General features: G+C 58.4%; 15 protein-coding genes and 1 pseudogene. 7 read left to right on the plus strand and 9 right to left on the minus strand.

Annotated features, from left to right (window positions below; all coding sequences use genetic code 11):
* Positions 1-8 precede the first annotated feature (8 nt).
* Together KQ659_RS10830 and alaS are read right to left on the minus strand one after the other, a co-directional pair.
* Complete coding sequence (locus KQ659_RS10830) at positions 9-821, minus strand: energy transducer TonB (RefSeq protein WP_216688783.1); 813 nt, start codon at positions 819-821, stop codon at positions 9-11.
* Positions 822-844: 23 nt separating this feature from the next.
* Complete coding sequence (gene alaS / locus KQ659_RS10835) at positions 845-3,523, minus strand: alanine--tRNA ligase (RefSeq protein WP_216688782.1); 2,679 nt, start codon at positions 3,521-3,523, stop codon at positions 845-847.
* Between the two features lie 82 nt (positions 3,524-3,605).
* On the opposite strand from alaS, the gene KQ659_RS10840 reads away from it, so the two are divergent.
* The 6 genes and pseudogenes from KQ659_RS10840 to KQ659_RS10865 all read left to right on the plus strand — a co-directional run bounded on the left by KQ659_RS10840 (position 3,606) and on the right by KQ659_RS10865 (position 9,883).
* Positions 3,606-3,959, plus strand: coding sequence for a MerR family transcriptional regulator (locus tag KQ659_RS10840; RefSeq protein ID WP_216688781.1), 354 nt, complete (start codon positions 3,606-3,608; stop codon positions 3,957-3,959).
* Positions 3,960-3,968: 9 nt separating this feature from the next.
* Positions 3,969-5,096, plus strand: coding sequence for a DNA-processing protein DprA (gene dprA, locus KQ659_RS10845; RefSeq protein ID WP_216688780.1), 1,128 nt, complete (start codon positions 3,969-3,971; stop codon positions 5,094-5,096).
* A gap of 630 nt (positions 5,097-5,726) precedes the next feature.
* Positions 5,727-7,517: a delta-60 repeat domain-containing protein gene (locus KQ659_RS10850; RefSeq protein ID WP_226929937.1), complete on the plus strand. Its 1,791-nt coding sequence runs from the start codon at positions 5,727-5,729 to the stop codon at positions 7,515-7,517.
* Positions 7,518-7,558: 41 nt separating this feature from the next.
* A pseudogene (locus tag KQ659_RS10855) lies at positions 7,559-8,280 on the plus strand (IS5 family transposase); the annotation flags it as partial.
* Between the two features lie 38 nt (positions 8,281-8,318).
* Positions 8,319-8,978 (plus strand): T9SS type A sorting domain-containing protein, encoded by a 660-nt coding sequence (locus KQ659_RS10860; protein ID WP_216688778.1) that lies wholly within the window; start codon positions 8,319-8,321, stop codon positions 8,976-8,978.
* 86 nt (positions 8,979-9,064) lie between these two features.
* The gene (locus tag KQ659_RS10865; protein ID WP_216688777.1) at positions 9,065-9,883 is read left to right on the plus strand and encodes an aminotransferase class IV; all 819 of its coding nucleotides are present in this window, start codon (positions 9,065-9,067) and stop codon (positions 9,881-9,883) included.
* Here the strand turns inward: KQ659_RS10865 and KQ659_RS10870 are convergent.
* The 6 genes from KQ659_RS10870 to KQ659_RS10895 form a co-directional block, all read right to left on the minus strand.
* Positions 9,873-10,307 carry an energy transducer TonB gene (locus KQ659_RS10870; protein WP_216688776.1) on the minus strand — a complete coding sequence of 145 codons (435 nt, stop codon included), beginning with the start codon at positions 10,305-10,307 and terminating at the stop codon, positions 9,873-9,875. The genes KQ659_RS10865 and KQ659_RS10870 overlap by 11 nt on opposite strands.
* A 131-nt stretch (positions 10,308-10,438) precedes the next feature.
* Positions 10,439-10,933 carry a hypothetical protein gene (locus KQ659_RS10875; protein WP_216688775.1) on the minus strand — a complete coding sequence of 165 codons (495 nt, stop codon included), beginning with the start codon at positions 10,931-10,933 and terminating at the stop codon, positions 10,439-10,441.
* A 26-nt stretch (positions 10,934-10,959) separates the two neighbouring features.
* A complete protein-coding gene (locus KQ659_RS10880; protein WP_216688774.1) occupies positions 10,960-11,754 on the minus strand; it encodes a thymidylate synthase in 795 nt (264 codons plus the stop codon).
* A 79-nt stretch (positions 11,755-11,833) separates the two neighbouring features.
* Entirely contained in the window at positions 11,834-13,339 is a 1,506-nt protein-coding gene (locus tag KQ659_RS10885; RefSeq protein WP_216688773.1) for a cryptochrome/photolyase family protein, read from the minus strand.
* Between the two features lie 386 nt (positions 13,340-13,725).
* On the minus strand, positions 13,726-14,829 hold the full coding sequence (locus KQ659_RS10890) for a type I restriction endonuclease (protein ID WP_216688772.1): 1,104 nt from the start codon (positions 14,827-14,829) through the stop codon (positions 13,726-13,728).
* A gap of 116 nt (positions 14,830-14,945) precedes the next feature.
* Positions 14,946-15,158 (minus strand): hypothetical protein, encoded by a 213-nt coding sequence (locus tag KQ659_RS10895; protein ID WP_216688771.1) that lies wholly within the window; start codon positions 15,156-15,158, stop codon positions 14,946-14,948.
* A gap of 176 nt (positions 15,159-15,334) precedes the next feature.
* On the opposite strand from KQ659_RS10895, the gene KQ659_RS10900 reads away from it, so the two are divergent.
* A complete protein-coding gene (locus KQ659_RS10900; RefSeq protein ID WP_216688770.1) occupies positions 15,335-17,653 on the plus strand; it encodes an efflux RND transporter permease subunit in 2,319 nt (772 codons plus the stop codon).
* Here KQ659_RS10900 and KQ659_RS10905 read toward each other — a convergent pair.
* The gene (locus KQ659_RS10905; protein WP_216688769.1) at positions 17,643-18,335 is read right to left on the minus strand and encodes a hypothetical protein; all 693 of its coding nucleotides are present in this window, start codon (positions 18,333-18,335) and stop codon (positions 17,643-17,645) included. The two genes, KQ659_RS10900 and KQ659_RS10905, sit on opposite strands and share 11 nt — an antisense overlap.
* Between the last annotated feature and the right edge of the window lies 1 nt (position 18,336).

Raw genomic sequence — 18,336 nt, forward strand, 5'->3', positions numbered from 1 at the left:
CTTTTTTCCTACTGAATCGAAAAAGTTATCGGAACAGTGAAAAACACGTCCACCGTATCGCCGGAAATCTCGCCCGGCGTGAGGCGTCCCAGCGAGGCCACTGATTGCAGAACAGTGGCATTCAGAAGCGGGGAAGGTGATGTGACTATTTGGGAATTGCGAATAAAACCCGCATCATCCACCATAAAAGTCACAAATACCCTGCCCTGTACCTGCGCCCTTAATGCCGCTGCCGGATAGCGTACTCCTTGTTGAATAGCCGCCACAATAGCATCGCTGCCGCCGCCCCGGTAGGTGGGCATTTTTTCCGGCACTGCCGTGCTCTCCGTTGCCGGCGTACCATCTGGCAAATACCCCTCACTATTGACGGCTTTGCCAGTTGAGTCGCCAGCCAGATAGATACGCGAGCGAATTTTACCATCGCGGTAAAACTGTTCGTAGGCACCCACTGGCAAAACTCTGTATTCGCACCGGCTCTTCACTTCGCCCGTTTCGTAGAAGCTGGTTTCTACGCCGTACTTCACGCCCCGCCCGAAGTGCAGATAAGGGACCACCCGGCGCAAGTTACCCGACGGATAGTAAACGCGCAGGTTGCCCCCGATGCTGTCGCGATACACCAGTTCTTCGCGGTGGTCGGCCTTCTCCGCCGAGGCAACCTTCTGACCTTTGGCCCCAATGTACGATACGCGCTTAGGCGGGATTGCCCCGAGCGCACTCTCTCGGGTGGGGCTGGTCGCCGAGGTGGGGCTGGTCTGGCCCAACGCCAGGCCAGCCCCCAACAACTGCCCCGCAACACAGCAGGCAATCCATTTAAATTTCATTGCTTACGGAGTTTAGTTGCTCACTATTTCGCGGCAATCAACCCTTCCGCCTTGGCAATAGCCGCTGCCAGCCCGGCCGCGTTCTTGCCGCCGGCCGTGGCGAAGAACGGCTGCCCGCCGCCGCCGCCCTGGATTTCCTTGGCCAGCTCGCGCACCAGCGTGGTGGCGTTGAGCTTGCCGGCCTGGGCAATTTCATCGGCCAGCATCACGGCTAGTTGGGGCTTGCCGTCGATTTCAGCGCCGAGGATGGCCACCAGGTTCGGCACGGCCTGACGCAGGTTGAAAGCCAGGGTTTTGAGGGATTCAGCCGAGCCGGCCTGCACTTGCGCGGCCAGGAAATTCACGCCGTTCAGCTCCTTCACCTGGCCCACCAGCTGGTCCTTTTGCTGATTGATGCTTTGCTGGGCAAACTGCTCAATTTGCTTGCGCAAGGTGGCAATTTCCTCGTTCTGCTTCTCCAGACTGGTGAGCAGGTGCTGGGGGTTGCCGAGGGTTTCGCGCACCTGGTTGAGCAGGTCGAGCTGCTGGTCGACGTAGGCTTCGGCCCCGAGGCCGGTCACGGCCTCAATGCGGCGCACGCCCGCGCCCACGGCACTTTCCGCCGTGATTTTGAGGTAGCCGATGGTGCCCGTGTTGGGTACGTGCAGGCCACCGCAGAGCTCCACCGAGAAGTCGCGGTCAAAGGTGATGACGCGCACGAACTCGCCGTACTTCTCGCCGAACAGGGCCATGGCGCCCAGGTCTTTGGCCTCGGCGATGGGCACGTTACGGCGCTCCACCAGCGGAATTTGCTGACGGATGCGGGCATTCACCAGCTGCTCAATCTCGCGCAGCTGGGCCTCGGTCACTTTCGTGAAGTGCGAGAAGTCGAAGCGCAGCAGCTTCTCGTTCACCAGCGAGCCTTTCTGCTGTACGTGGCTGCCCAGCACCTCGCGCAGGGCGGCCTGCAGCAGGTGCGTGGCCGAGTGGTTCTGGCGAATCTGGGTGCGGCGGGCAGCGTCGGGGATGGTCAGGAAATCGGCCGTCAGGTCCTGCGGCAGCTCCAGCACGGTGTGCACGATGAGGTCGTTTTCCTTCTTCGTATCAATCACGCGCACCTTGCTCAGCGGCGATTCGAGGTAGCCGGTATCGCCAATTTGCCCGCCGCTTTCGGCGTAGAAGGCAGTTTGGTCGAGCACCAGCTGATACTCGGTTTTGCCCTTGGCGGTGGTCTTGCGGTAGCGCAGGATGCGGGCCGGGGCCTCGTCCAAATCGTAGCCCACGAAGGCGGGCTGCTCCTCCGAATCGGCCACCGTTACCCAGTCGCTCTGCTCGGTTTCCTGGGCATTGCGGCTGCGGTTTTTCTGCTGGGCCAGCTCCTTCTGGAAGCCTTCCTCGTCCACGGTCAGGCCTTTTTCGCGGGCGATGAGGGCGGTGAGATCGAGCGGGAAGCCGAACGTATCGGACAGCTCGAAGGCGGTTTTACCGTCGATAATGCCGCCGTTGGCGCGGGCTGCTTCTTCCAGCGCGTCGAGGCGGCGCAGGCCGGTTTCCAGCGTTTTCAGGAAGGCAATTTCCTCCTCCTCAATCACGCGCTGCACGAAAGCCGTCTGGGCTTTCAGCTCGGGGAAGATGTTGCGCATCTGCTCGGCCAGCACGGGTACGAGCTTGAACAGGAAGGGCTGCTTTTGATTCAACGACGAGAAGGAATAGCGCACGGCCCGGCGCAGAATGCGGCGAATGACGTAGCCGGCCTTCACGTTGCTGGGCAGCTGACCGTCGGCAATGGTGAAGGCGATGGTACGGATGTGGTCGGCAATTACCCGAATAGCGATGTCGGTTTTCTCATTTTCGGTGGTCGGCTGGTCGGTCACTTTAGCCGGGGCCGTGCCGTGGTACTCCACCCCTACTTCCTTGGCAATGAACTGAATGAGGGGCTGAAAAACGTCGGTATCGTAGTTAGACTTCACGCCCGACACCGCCATCATCAGCCGCTCGAAGCCCATGCCGGTATCAACGTGCTGGGCCGGCAGCTTCACCAGGCTCTTATCGGCCAGGCGCTGAAACTCCATGAATACGTTGTTCCACACCTCCACTACCTGCGGGTGGTCGGCGTTCACAAGGTCGCGGCCGGGCGTGGCCGCCCGCTCCTCATCGGAGCGCAGGTCGATGTGAATTTCGGTACAGGGGCCGCAGGGGCCAGTCTCGCCCATCTCCCAGAAGTTGTCCTTCTTATTGCCGGGCAAAATCCGGTCGTCGGTGGTGTATTGCCGCCAAAGATTTTGCGTTTCCGAATCAGCGGCGAGCTTATCACCCTCATCGCCTTCGAAATAGGTTACATAAAGCCGGTCTTTGTCAAGCTTATAAACGTCAGTGAGCAGCTCCCAGGCCCAGGCAATAGCATCGGTTTTGAAGTAATCGCCAAACGACCAGTTGCCGAGCATCTCGAACATGGTGTGGTGATACGTATCGTAGCCTACTTCCTCCAGGTCGTTGTGCTTACCACTCACGCGCAGGCACTTCTGCGTATCAGCGATGCGCTTATAAGGAGCAGGCTTATTGCCCAGGAAATAGTCCTTGAACGGAGCCATGCCCGAGTTGATAAACAGCAGCGTGGGGTCGTCCTTCACTACAATCGGGGCCGATGGCACAATGTGGTGGCCTTTGGAAGCGAAGAAGTCCAAAAACTGCTGGCGGACGTGGGAAGCGGTGGGAAGTGACATATTATGGAGGAGCACAGCGGCCGAAATAGCGGCAGATGCGGTTTTTTTAGGTACTTTTCGGCTGAATAGCAAAGGTAGCCATATGCCGTATAAAGAGCGCAGCATCGAGAAACAGTACTTTACCATTGGCGAGGTCGCCGCCCAGTTTAAGGTGGCCGAGTCGCTGGTGCGCTTCTGGGAAACCGAATTCGACGAGCTGCATCCCCGCCGCAGCAAGAAGGGCAACCGCCTCTACACGCCGCAGGATATTGAGATTTTCCGTACCATCTACCACCTTGTGAAGGAGCGCGGCTACACCATTCCTGGTGCCCGCGACATGCTCAAGCAAAAAGGCCCGCAGCTGAAGGAGAAGATTGATGTGGTGCAGAGCCTGGAAAAGGTGCGGGCCTTTCTGGTGAGTTTGAAGAAGGAGCTCGACGTGGCCCGGCCCGAGTAAGGTTACCCGATGACCAACGACACCCTTTTCCACGAGCTGGCCCTCACGCTGCTACCCGGCATTGGCCCACAGCTCACGCGGCAATTGATGAGCTACGGAGGCGCGGCCAAAACCGTGCTTACCATGCCGCCGGGCAAGTTGCGCCGCATTCCTGGTGTGGGCGCGGCCACCGTGGCTATCCTCACAGGCAATGCACGCGAAGCAGCCTTCCGCAAGGCCGAAATGGACTTGCGAAAGGCCGAAAAAGAAGGCGTAGAAATTCTGTTCTACACCAGCAAGCGCTTCCCCAGCCGCCTCAAGCAGATTGCCGATGCGCCCGCCATCCTCTACTACCAGGGCACGGCCGACCTAAACGCGCCAAAAATTGTGGCCCTCGTGGGCACCCGCCAGGCCACCGACTACGGGCGCGAGCAAACTGAGCGCATCGTGAGAGGACTGCTGCCCCATCAGCCACTGGTAGTCAGCGGCCTGGCCTACGGAATTGACATCATGGCCCACCGCGCTGCCCTGCAGGAAGGCCTGGATACCGTGGGCGTGATGGCCACCGGACTCGATATTATTTATCCCGCCGCGCACCGCAAAACGGCCGAAAAAATGCGAGAGCAGGGCGGCCTGCTCACCGAATTCCCATTCGGTACGCCGCCCGACCGCTACAACTTCCCGGCCCGCAACCGCATCATTGCCGGGCTATCCGATGGCACGGTGGTAGTGGAAGCGGCCATAAAGGGCGGCGCCCTCATCACCGCCGAGCTGGCCCTGAGCTACGACCGCGACGTGCTGGCCGTGCCCGGCAATCTGGGCTCGGCCGCCTCCGAAGGCTGCAATACCCTTATCAAGAGCAACAAAGCAGCGCTTTATCAGGAGCCGCTCGATTTGGAGCAGCTCCTGAACTGGGACGCGGCCCTGCACCAGTCCGGCAAGTTTAAGCCGGCGCCTTCTTACTCGGCCGATGACTTTACGGTCGAGGAATTTGCCCTCATCAGCGTGTTGGCTGCGGCCACGGGCCGCGAAGCCCAGATGGACGACCTGGCCTGGAAAGCCCAGCTGGCCATTCACGCCGTGGCTTCGCTGCTGCTGGGGCTGGAGTTTCGGGGCGTGGTGCGGGCGCTGCCGGGCAAGAAGTTTGCGTTGGTGTAATAAAGCTTCTTAGAAAGTCAATATTATGGGCATCCTGAGCGTGGCGAAGGACCTTATCGCGGCTGCATAGCCTCATTTAAGTGTAAGAAAGTCCTTCGCCGCGCTCAGAATGATAGACCCGCAAAAGACCCGACTTTCTAAACAGCTTCAATACAATTCATCGAAGCTGTTTAGAAAGTCCCCGAACGGTCATGCAGCGCGCAGCGCAGCATCTTGCTCGCATCGTCAGGCCCGTTCAACGAGGCGAGCAAGATGCTGCGCTGCGCGCTGCATGACCGGTTGAGTACCTTTTGTGACTTTCTAAACAACCCCATCTACTTAACCTTAATCGAGTCTATAAACTGCTCAATAAATTATATAGGGTCATTGCACCAAATGCGTAGTTAGCGTTGCTATGGTTGAGCTTAAAAAAACATGTGTCGATTGCTGAATCGGAAGGCCCTTTCCAGCGCCAGGATTCAGTGAAATGATTTACTGGCTGCTCAAATAGTTACAACAGCCTCCTCATAACTTGCCTTGTTCAAAGCATTTTATTGGTCAATGCGTTGTGAATATTAGCTCAACTATAGCAACGCTAACTACGCATTTGGTGCAATGGCTCTATTATGGCAGCCGGTGACAGCCCAAACCGTGGACCCTGTATTTACGCCAGCAGGTATTTACAATTCCGGTGATGTGTACTCGTCATTGCAGCAGGCCGATGGCAAGCTCGTTGTATCGGGCGCTTACAGCCGGGTCAATGGCACTACTACGAGCTCCGTAGTGCGCTTAAATACCAATGGTACGCTGGATGCAGCATTTCAGCAGAACCTGGGTACGGGAGTGACTACTCGCGGCGTAGAGGCGCTTAGCAATGGACAATTGATGCTGGTTTCTTACTTAGGAGTTGGCAACCCGATAATAGCCAATGGCGTGACACGCACCGGGCTACTACGCCTGAACGCAACCGGTACGGCCGACGCCACCTTTGATGCAGGCACTGGCCCGGCGGGAGGGAACATTAACCATGCGGCCCAGCTTGCCAATGGCCAATTCATTGTAGTGGGCTCGTTTAGTGCTTTCAATGGCGTTACTACAGGCAACATCGTGCGGCTCAACGCCTCAGGGACAGTTGATGCCACCTTTAATGCTGGCAGCGGTAGCACTGATGAAATTGAGGGTATCACGGTTTTACCCACCGGTAAAATTCTCATCAACGGCTATTTTTTCAGCTATAACGGAAATCCAGCTAATGGACTTGCACGGCTGAACACCGACGGTAGCTTCGACCCCACTTTTGCGGCCGCCCTGCGTACCAACGAAGAAGCGGCCCAAATAGCCGTGCAGGCCGATGGCCGGATTCTGGTAGCCGGTGGCAGCTACGATAACTTGTTGCGCCTCATGCCCGATGGCAGCCTCGACAACACCTTCGCGTATACGCCTACCGCACCGTACCCTAATTACATCTACTCCGGCTTTGCCTCGCCTTTTGCGCTGCAGTCCGATGGGAAGATTCTGGTACTGAGTGCTCCTATCAATGCCTCGACTCTGCCGTCGCTGGCCCGCCTCAACCCCAACGGCACGGTCGATGCCACTTTCCAGATGGGCACCGGCCCCAACGGCAATTCCCGCACCGTGAGGGTACTGGCCAACAACAATATTCTGGTCGGGGGCTCCTTTACCAGTTTTAATGGCGTAACAGACCGGCAATTACTGCAACTCACCAGCACCGGTGCAGTTGACCCGGCTTTTCAACCCATTTTCCAAAATAATGGCATCGCAGCTGCCGTGGTGCGCCAGCCGGATGGTAAACTCGTGATTGGGGGCTCATTTTACGAGGTCGGGGGCCAGGTCAGCCGGAGCATGGCTCGCCTGAATGTAAACGGAACGCTGGACGCAACTTTCAGCTCTTCGGTGGGCATCTCTACTCCCGTTGTTGACCTCGCATTGCAGCCCGATGGACGTATTGTGGCGGCTACGCGTGCTTCGGTCCAACGCTTCCTGGCCACGGGCATCCCCGATAATACCTTCACTGCCCCCAGCCTGACTGGCAGCACCCTCACCCGGCTGCTGCTGCAGGCCGATGGCCGCATTCTGGTTGGTGGGTCAGCTTATAGCCTCAATGGTGCACCCGCTAATACGCAGGGCCTGTTTCGGCTAATGCCCACCGGTGCGCCCGATAATTCCTTTGTGCTGAACACCACCGGCTCGGGACGTCTGACGGCCTTTCAGGCCATGGCCCAGCAACCCGACGGCAAGCTGCTGGTTGCCGGCTCGGCGATTCCGGCAGGCGGCACAACTGCCATTCGGACATTGGTGCGCCTCGAGAGCACCGGCGCAATCGATGCAAGTTTCACCGGTAGCGCCTTCACAAGTACCAGCGCTACGCTTCGCAGCCTAGAGCGTGAGGACAATTACCTTTGCTTTGGCAATCGTTTATAACGAAGAAATTATTTATGAGAAGACATGAGATTAGCGATGCTCAATGGCTGGCGGTGAGTCCCCTTTTGTCGGGTAAAGCCACGGATTGCGGGGTAACGGGCAAAGACAACCGCTTGTTTTTCAACGCGGTCGTGTGGATAATGCGCACCGGTTGCCCGTGGGCCGACCTGCCCGAACGCTTCGGCAAATTCAACACCGTGTGCAAGCGCTTCCGGCGCATGGCGACCAAAGGGGTTTGGGAGCGGGCCTTCCAGGCCCTGCAAGCCCCCGAACTGGACTGGGTCATGCTCGATTCGACCGTCGTGCGGGCGCACCAGCATTCAGCGGGCCAAAAAAAAGTAACGCCGCCACCGAGTGCCTCGGACGCAGCCGCGGGGGCATCGGCACCAAAATTCACGCCTGCGTGGAGTCGCTGGGCAACGCCGTGCGGCTGATTGCGACCGAAGGCCAGGCGGGCGACAGCCCGCAGGCGCTGCCCTTGCTGGCGGACCTGCAGCCGGGCAAAGTGCTGGCCGACACGGCTTACGACAGCGACGCAACCCGCGCCTATTGCACCGAAAGGGGCATCGAAGCCGTCATTCCCAGCCATCCCAACCGGGTAGAACCCTTGGCAATGGACGAAGAAACCTACCGCGACCGCAACAAAGTCGAGCGCTTTTTTGGCCGCCTCAAGCAATACCGCCGCCTGGCCACCCGCTACGAAAAAACCGCCGTTTCCTTCCTCGCCTTTTGGTATATTGGTGCTACGCTAGATTGGCTTAGATAAATAAATAAATCTTTTATTGTCCTCACGCTCTAGCCGTGCAGCCCGATGGCAACGTGCTGGTAGGTGGCAGCTTTACGGCCTATGCCGGTACTGCCCGTGCCAATATTGTCCGCCTGAACCCCGGCGGCACCCTCGATGCCGGCTTTGTGCCCCCTACTTCTACTGGCACCATCTACTCGGTGCTGCTGCAGCCCAATAATCGTATTTTGCTAGGCGGCAGCTTCTCTAGTGCAAATTTGCCCAGCAACCTGGCCCGGTTGCTCAGCACTGGTGCCGCCGATGGCACGTACGCGGCCACTGCTACACCTAACAGCACCGTAAACACGCTGCTGGTGCAGCCTGATGGCGCCATTGTGGCGGGCGGTACGTTTTCCAGCCTGAGCGGAGCACCAAGCATTGCGGCAGCTCGCATCGTTGCTACCAACGTGCTGCACGCGGCTGCTCCTAAGGCTTTAGCCGACCGTACTTTAGCCTGGCCCGTGCCTGCCCATGGCACGCTTACCGTGGCTCCCGATGGCAGCTCGCATCCGCAGGCCCTCGACCTGCTCGATGTGCTCGGCCGCACCGTACGCCATCAACCCATCAGCGGCGCGGCCCCGGCCACGCTGGCCCTCGAAGGCTTGCCTACCGGTACGTACCTGTTGCGCGTGAGCTACCCCGAAGGAGCAGTTACGCGCCGCATTCAGGTGCAGTAATTGCCAATAGGCTTCTTTGAAAAAAGGGCAAACCTGCAGGTTTGCCCTTTTTTGTGTCCGGGCAGCAGCTGTCCTACCTTGCACCTATGCTCTTGTTGAATGATATCCTGCTGCCCACCGCCACCCTGCCCCTGCCCAACCGCGGCCTGGCTTTTGGCGATGGCTTTTTCGAAACCCTGATTTTTGCCGAAGGCCGCCTGCACCTCGCCGCCGACCACCACACCCGCATGCAACAGGCCGCCGCCGCCCTGTACCTCACGCTGCCCGCCGCCCTGGCCACCCCCGAAGCGTTAGAAGCGACCCTGACCCGCCTCGCTACCGCCAACCAGCTACCCGCCGCCCGCCTGCGCCTGCAGCTTTGGCGCACCGGCGGCGGCCGCTACACCCCCACCACCGACGCCGCCGAATGGCTGGCCACCGCCGAAGCTTTCTTGCCTGAGGACTCAGCCATCGCGAATGCTGATTTTGCCGTCGAAAACCACTCTATTCATTCGCCGCTAAGCTTTTGCAAAGGCCCGCAGTCGTGGCTCTACGTGCGGGCCGCGCACGAACGGCAGCAGCGCGGGCTCGATGAAATCATCCTCTGCGATGCGGCCGGGCATGTGGCAGAGGCGGGCGCGGCGGCTATTTTTTGGCTGAAAGATGAGGTGCTGTTTACGCCTTCGCTCGAAACGGGCTGCGTGGCGGGCGTGCGCCGGGCGCAGGTGCTGCGGGCAGCGCGGGCGGCGGGTATGGAGTGCCGGGAAGGGTTGTTTTTTAGAGAAGAGCTATTGGCCGCCGACGCCGTTTTCACGGCTAATGTGGCGGCGGTGAGAATAGTACATTCAGTAGCTGGCACAGCCTACAAACCTATTCACAATGGACTGATTACCATTTTGATGAATTTGGGTCAGGCTACTGAATAAAGTACCCCATTGGCACAGTAACCGTGTCGGCCCCGTTGGCTTTAGGTTCAAATTTCATCGACTTAATCACTCGTATTGATTCCGCATCCAACAAACTCAATGATTCTTCAGAAGCTCCGGCAGTCATATTTCGCTTAACGACCTCAATTTTTGCCGGTATTCCATCGGCCGAAATGATGGCCCTGACAAAAATGCGCCCTTCCGTCTGAGCACGTAGCGCCGGAACCGGGTACTTGGTCAGATGCTGAATCGTACGAATAAACTGAGCATATCCTGCCTGCCGGGCTCCCGAATCTGTTTCGTGCCAAAAACGAGCTAGTATGGGTGAAGCTTTCGGCACCGAATGGAGTCGTTCTGCAGCGGCTGTCTTCCTTATGGACCGCGCTGGCACTACTGGCACGCCGTGCTGCAAATGCAGCGGCATTCCCGGCGCAGAATATGAGTTGCCGCTGCTCTGCGCCTGCACAGTAAAGCTCCAAATCAGACAAAAAAGTAACAGTAGCTTAATCAGATATATTTCACTGCCATTCGAGGCCGCGCCTAAACTCCTAACGCTCACTGCGCGATAAACCGTATGGGTACCACCAGCGAATCCTGCACCGACTTAGACCGTACGAACCGCAAAGCCCCGAGCACCCGTTGCGCCTCCGCGTCGAGGGCCTGAATGGCACTAGGCGGGTAAGCGCTTTCGGGCAGCGCCAGCTCGCGCTTGGTGATACGCGGCGGCTGGCGCACCGAGCCGTCGGGCCGCACCAGTACGCGCACCAGCAGCCGGCCGGTGGGCAGCGGGACTTCGGGATGGTTGGGCGTGGGCCGGGCGGCCTCCGGAAATTTGGCGTGTTCCGATACAAATTCGAAAAACTGCGTGCGGCCCGCCGCCAGCTTGCCCGGGTCGGCTTCGTGCCAGAAACGGGGCAGAATGGGCGACTGTAGCTTCGCTACCGCTTTGGTCACGGGCAGGCGGCCCTGCGGCAGCATGGGAAAGCCCGGCGCGGCGTATTGGGCATGCGCCGTGCCGGCCGCCAACAGCGCGCTACCCAGCCATGCCAACCTTAGCGCGCGGTTTCTCATGCCGCCTATACGGCTACCGGCGCTTTTATCGCCGGCCAGGGCTCATAATTCTCCAGCTTGAAGTCCTCATATTGAAAGCCGAAAATATCCGTTACGTCGGGGTTTATCAGCATCCGGGGCAGCGGTTTGGGCTCGCGCTCCAGCTGTAGGCGGGCCTGCTCCAGGTGGTTGCTGTAGAGGTGGGTGTCGCCGCCGGTCCAGATGAACTCGCCGGGTTGCAGGCCCACTACCTGGGCCACCATGAGGGTGAGCAGCGCATAGCTGGCAATGTTGAACGGCACGCCCAGAAACACGTCGGCCGAGCGCTGGTAGAGCTGGCACGAGAGCTTGCCATCGGCTACGTAAAACTGGAACAGGGCGTGGCAAGCGGGCAGTTTCATGGCCGGCAGGTCGGCCACGTTCCAGGCCGAAACTACCATGCGGCGCGAGTCGGGATTGGTGCGGAGCTGCTGAATAATCTGCGAAATCTGGTCGATGTGACCGCCGTGACCGTCGGGCCAGGAGCGCCACTGGTAACCGTACACGGGGCCGAGGTCACCATTGGCATCGGCCCATTCATTCCAAATTTTTACGCCATTCTGCTGCAAATAGGCAATGTTGGTATCTCCTTTCAAAAACCAGAGTAGTTCATGGATGATACTTTTAAGGTGTACCTTCTTGGTAGTGACCAGCGGGAAGCCGTCAGCCAGATTGAACCGCATTTGATGCCCAAAAATAGACATTGTGCAAGTGTCAGTTCGGTCCGTCTTAAGAGTGCCGGTATCGAGAATCTGGCGGAGGAGGGCTTGGTATTGAATCATGGGGAGGCAAAGATAAAACGCGGACGGGGGCGGACGGCGGGCGAATGCCGGCCGGCTCCTACTTAGTCATTTTTTTGCGCTACGATTCTTCGTTCCAGGCGTCCAATTGCGCCAGAAAGGCCTCCGCATGGGCTAAGTGGGCGTCCCGCTTTGCTTCGCTCATCTTGTCGAACATCTTCACCAGCATACCCAGCCGGGGATTAGTGGTAAAAAAGTCGCGGTTGACGTGCATGAAGCGCCAGAACAGGCCGTCCCAGGTGGCCTGCCAGTCGCCCTTGGGCCAGTCGCCCATCTTCAGCAGGTAGTTGCTACCGCTGATGTACGGCTTGGTGGTCATCAGGCCGCCATCGGCAAATTGGGTCATGCCGTACACGTTGGGCACCATCACCCAATCGTAGGCATCGATGTACATTTCCATAAACCAGCGGTGCACTTCGTCGGGGTCGAACTCGCAGATCAGCATGAAGTTGCCTATCACCATCAGCCGCTCGATGTGGTGGTTGTAGGCACCGGCCAGCACTTTCTTTATCACGATATCGACCGGCCCGATACCCGTGGTGCCGGTCCAGAACGCGGGCGGAATCCGGCGCTCGAAGCCCCAGAAGTTGCGGGTGCGCTGCTTGCGCCCCTCCCGCTCATACACGAGGCGGATGAACTCGCGCCAGCCCACTATCTGCCGCAGAAAGCCTTCCAGCGAGTTCAGGGGCACGTCGTGGCGGGCGGCGTGGGCGAGCGTCGCATCAATAATCTGCTGCGGGTTGAGCAGACCAATGTTCAGCATGGGCGTGAGCAGGGCGTGGTAGAGCACCGGCTCGCGGGCCACCTGGGCATCTTCGTACACGCCAAACTTGGCCAGCCGGTGCGCCAGAAAATTAGCCAGCCAGGCCTGGGCGGCTTCGTGGGTGGTGGGGTAGCGGAAATCGGCGGCCCGGCCGTAGTGGTCCGCAAAGTGGGTTTCAACGTAAGTAATAGCCTCGCTCACCTCGGCCGTGGGCGCGGGCCAGGGCAGCGCGGGCACGGTTTCGGTTTTGGGAAACTTCTCGCGGTTGTCGGTATCAAACGTCCATTTGCCGCCGGTGGGCTGCCCGTCGGGTTCCAGCAGCAGGCGGCGCTGCTTGCGTTGGGCCACGTAGAAATCGGTCTGGAAATACTTCTTACGCCCCGCGAAAAAAGCATCACCGTCCGCCCGCTCATTCAGGAAATTGGGGTTAGGATGCACCGTAAGGTCGATTCCGGCCAGTTGGGCCGCCTTTGAGATGCCCCGGCTCAGCCAGTCGTCCACCGGGTCGATGACGTGCAGCTCGCGCAATCCGGCGGCCGAGGCCTGGGCAATCCACTGGCGCACATCGGCGGCGGGCTGCCGCGCCTCCACGTACTGGCAGGTAAACCCGCGCGCTTCCAGCCGCCGCCAGTAGGCCTGCATACTGGCCCGGTGCAGCACCAGCTTCTGCTGATGAAACCGAAAGTGGGTGAAAAACAGGGGTTCTTCAAGGAGCACCACCGGGCGGCTGGGTTGCAGAGCCGGGTGCTCGTCGTAGAGTTGATGGGGGAAAAGCAGGAGGGTTTCGGCCGGCGAGAGAGACATATAGCAACGTTATTGGCCCTATTGCTACAAACCTTCGGGGCGATGGTTCAGAAGCGCCATTGGTGGCCGTGCGTGGAGCCGGGGTCGCCGTGGATGTTGGCGCATGGAATGAAAATCCCAAAAACAAAGAAAGCTGCCCGATTGAGCAGCTTTGCTTTGTGTGGAAAATGATGGAGTTGTTTAGATAGGACTTACGCAGTTGAAACACTAACAAACTGAAAAACAGCAATATAACAAATATGCGTCTTGAATGCAAGTCGTTGATTTTCAGGTTACATAGCTTTTGAAGTGCGTAAGTCCTATTAGAAAGTCCCCGAACGGTCATGCTGCGCGCAGCGCAGCATGACCGTTCGGGGACTTTCTAAACAGCTTCGATGGATGTTATACTAAACAGCCACTTTCGTTTCGTGCTTTTGCACAGCGGCTCGAATGCGGGAAGCCATGCCGTATAAGTCGTCCAGCGAGGTGATGTCAACTCGCTCACCTCCTTCAATATCAAACAGCGTTACATACTTTTTGCTGCTGTTGAAATGAAGCCGGCAAATGGGCTTGCGATTGTTATCGTCCAACAAAATGCCACAGTACGATTGCACGTCCCGCATCACCACCCGATTCACTTGAACAGTTTTGCGCAGGATGGCCCGCACAATCATGAATCCTTCCGTTTCCTCAACGGTAGTTTCAATGTCCTTTTCCTTGCCGTCGGTGTCAGCGCTAATAGTCGTTTGCACTATCGGTGCTGCTGGCACATCGTTCACCAATAAGCTCTGTCCACTGGTATCAATCATCGCTGACCGCAACCGCATAGCTATTTTATCATTCAGAAACTGATGGAACGAACGGTGCACCAAAATACTGAATTGCTCTTTGAGTTTGGGTGTCAACACGCCCTCGTACACTTGCTTCGACACGAAATTTATAAAATCGGCCGAAGGCTGAGTGAATTGCTCATCGAAGTATTTTTTAAAAGCCCGCATGTATTTGAGGTTGTATGCGGCAAAAAGCATGTCCTCAATATTGAAACTAGCTTTGCTGAGTTTTTTGATTTCAGCAACATCGTTTTCATTGAAGCTGGCGAGGTCGAATTCCAAAAAAGGCCGCTCATCCATTTTGTTGGCCTGTTCCAAATCGGTGAATAACCGATAAACAAGACCATTGGTAAGAATAGCAATCCGCGCTTCCGTTACGTGGAAGTACCGAAACAGCTGGCTGGCATGATTGATATTGAGGTCGCTGCCAACGTGCTTGCACTCAATTAGAATGATTGGCTTGCCATCGCGCATGATGGCATAATCAATCTTCTCCCCCTTCTTCGTGCCAATGTCACAAATAAACTCCGGCACTACTTCCGTGGGGTCAAATACGTTGTAGCCGAGGGCATTGATGAATGGCATTACCAACGCCGTTTTTGTGGCTTCTTCGGTCTGAATATGCGCAATCTGCTTCTGGGCACGCGATGCCAGATTGGTTAGTTGGTCAATAAGCTCCATGAACTTAGGGGTTGATAGAAAAGTGGGTAAACTTATGAATTTCTGACTAATAAAAAAGCCGCCTCGTTCCCGAGGCGGCTTTTTTATTAGTCAGCGGCGGCCGAAGCCGACAGCAACTACAGCTTAACGACAGCCACCGGCTTGGCGACGGGCTTCACGGCGGCGGTTTTGGCGCCTTTCATGCAGCACGACGAGCCGGCGGCCATGCCGCCTTTCATGGCGCAAGCTTCTTTCTTATTTTTCTTTTCGGCTTTGGCTGGGCCTTCTTGGGCAAAAGCGGTGCTGCCGGCGAAGGCAAACAGGGCGAGGGCAAGCAGGGTCTTTTTCATGGAAAACGAAATGGGGTGAGGGAAACAAAAAGGGAAAACGCACGGTTTTCAACCCTAAGATACACACCCGCCGCCTGTTTTCAAGGGCGGGGCGGGTGGAAGTTTTTTCTCCTGTTGCTCACTAGTTGCCGCCCGCCTGGGTCCCGCCCGGCGGGGCCGGGGCGCGAGGCCCACCGATGTCCCTTCGCCGCTACGCCCACATCACCCTGCTCGCATTGGGCCTGCTCACGGCCCTGAGCGCGTTCTTCGTTGCCCAGCTGCGGTTCAACTACAATTTCAACGACTTCTACCCCGCCGGCGACCCCGACCTGGACTACTACCAGGGCTACACCCAGCGCTTCGGCAACGACAACGACTACCTACTGCTGGGCGTGGAAGCCCCCGCCGGCCGCACCGTGTTCGACCCCGCTTTCCTGGCCCAGGTCGATTCCCTGACCCGCCTGGCCGCCCGGCAAAAGGACGTGCGGCACGTCACCTCTCCCACCACCCTGGCCAACACCGTAGTCGAGGGCCTCGGCGTGTTCAGCGTGCCCTACCTGCACCCCGAAACCTACCGCGCCGACCCCGCCCGCCGCGCCGCCGACTCTACCCTGATTTATCGCACGCCGGGCCTCATCGGTAACGTGTTCAGCCCCGATGCCCGCGCCCTGACGCTGGTGCTTCAGCTCACCCCCGACCTCGAAAAGCCGCCCGGCGACTCCCTCTTCACGGCCCTGCGCAGCGGCCTGGCCCGCCTGCACATTCCCGACGCGCAGGTGCATTTCGCGGGCCGCATAGTGGCCCAGTCCGTGTTTGTGGATAGGCTGAAGTGGGAGCTGGTGGTGTTCATGTCGCTGTCGGTACTGCTCGTCACCGGGCTGCTCTGGCTCACGTTCCGAACGTGGTGGGGCGTGGTGCTGCCGCTGGTGGTGGTGCTGGGGGCCATTTCGTGGGGCCTGGCCATCATGGCGGCGTTTGGCGTCACCATCGATTTAATGACGGCTCTGCTCCCGCTCATGCTCTTCGTGGTGGGCATGAGCGATACCATCCACATTATCAGCCGCTACGTGAGCGAGCTGGGCTACGGGGCCAGCAAGAGGGATGCCCTGCGCATCACCATCAAGGAATCAGGGTTTGGGTCGGGGCTATCGGCGCTCACCACCAGCCTGGGCTTTTTTACGCTGATGACCAGCACCATCCGGCCCATTCACAACTTCGGGCTGTTCACGGGCGTGGCCGTTATTCTGGCCTTCATCCTCAGCTTCACGCTGCTGCCGGCCATGCTGGTGCTGCTGGGCAAGCCCCAGTTGCGCGAGCCGCGCCGCCAGGGCCACAGCTGGGACGGCGTGCTCTCTCGCCTGTTCCGGCAGGTGCTGGTACGGCGGCGGCTGATTTTCACGGTGAGCGGGCTGGTGCTGGCGGTTTCCATCGGGCTGGCCACGCGGGTGCACATCAATTCCTCGCTGCTCGATGACCTTTCCAAGAGCGACCCCGTGCGGCAGGATTTTGCTTTTTTCGACCGGCAGTTTGCCGGCGTGCGGCCCTTTGAGCTGGAGCTGAAACCAGCCCCCGGCCGCGATATCTACGACCTGGCCGTGCTGCGCCAGACCGAGCAAATCGAAGGCTACCTGGCCAGTACCTACGGCCTGCGCTTCGCCGCCTCGCCCGTCACGCTGGTGAAATCAGTGCGGAAGGCCTTAAATGGTGGCGGCCTGGCCGAATACCGCCTCCCTACCGATACGCTCGAGCTGAAAAGCCTGCGCAGCAAGCTCCGCCAGTTCCGCAAAAAGCCTGAATTCAGCGCCCTGGCCCTACCCGATGGCTCGGCCGGCCGCCTCACCGGCCGCATGGCCGACGTGGGCAGCATCCGGGCCGATAAGCTGAACGCTGCCCTGCGCCGCTACCTGCGCACCAGCACCGACACCACCGTGCTACGCACCCGCCTCACGGGCTCGTCCAACCTTATCGACAAGAACAACGAGAACCTGACGCTCAACATGATTCAGGGCATGGCCATCGACATTGCCATGGTCACGCTCATTGTGCTGGCGCTGTTCAAATCCTTCCGCATGACCCTGGTGGTGCTCATTCCCAACCTGCTGCCCATCATCATCGTGGCCGGCGTGATGGGCCTGGCCGGCGTGAACATGAAGGTGAGCACGAGTATCATTTTCACCATCGCCTTCGGCATTGCGGTTGACGATACCATTCACTTTATCAGCAAGCTACGACTTACGCTGGGTAAGGAGCCGGATATTTTCAAGGCCGTGCGCTACACGTACCTGCTGGCCGGCAAAGCCGTTATCACCACCTCGCTGATTTTGGTGGGCGGGTTCTCCACGCTGCTGTTCTCGAAGTTCGACGGCACGTTCTACGTCGGCCTGCTCATTGGCCTCACGCTGCTCTTCGGCGTGGTGGCCGAGCTGACGCTCCTGCCCCTGCTGATACTGTATTTCTACAAGCGGCCGAAGGTGGCGACGGCAAAACAACCGCTACCGGACCTGCTTAATAGGTAACGCGGTGCTCATAAGTAGCACCCGGTGCCAGCCTGACGGTGTCGTGCACGGTCACCAATTGGCCGTTCACCTGCTTGTACGTTTTCAAGTCAACGGGCTGGTTGGCCGCTACCTCAATATCGGAAACAGGCAAATGATTGAAGGTAAACACCACGCCGTACGTGAAGCGACTGCCTCTCTGGTAACTGCCCGTTGCAAAGGAATACTCCCCCCAATAGTCCCCTATAATCTGCGCCGCGTTTGTGATGACGGGATGCACGAAGGCTTTGCGCGGCAGCAGCCAATTACTGATGATTGTCGTATCACGGCTTAGTTCAAGCCACGAGGCCCCTATCTGGTCGCGTCCCACCACGTATTTGCCAGCATCGGCTGAATAGACAATTTCAAAATATCCGTCTGTCAGTTCATCGTCCTGAAGATAGAAATTGAGCCGGTAATCGCCTTGGCCATTCGTGGTTGCGTGAGCCTTAGTGCGGGTTTTGGCCGAAAATGCGCCGGCCCACTTCACCCAGATTATCTGCACCGGGAGGCCGGCGATGGGTGCAGTCCGGTTATCGGTAGTGAAGCGGCCGCTAATGGTGGTACAATGGTCATTGCAAGCAGGCTCCGCAATTTCATCTTTTTTGCAACCAGCACATAAAATGGCAGCGGCACATAGCAGCGAGGGGAAAGTGCGCTTCATA

It is taken from the genome of Hymenobacter siberiensis, from assembly GCF_018967865.2.
Taxonomy (GTDB): domain Bacteria; phylum Bacteroidota; class Bacteroidia; order Cytophagales; family Hymenobacteraceae; genus Hymenobacter; species Hymenobacter siberiensis.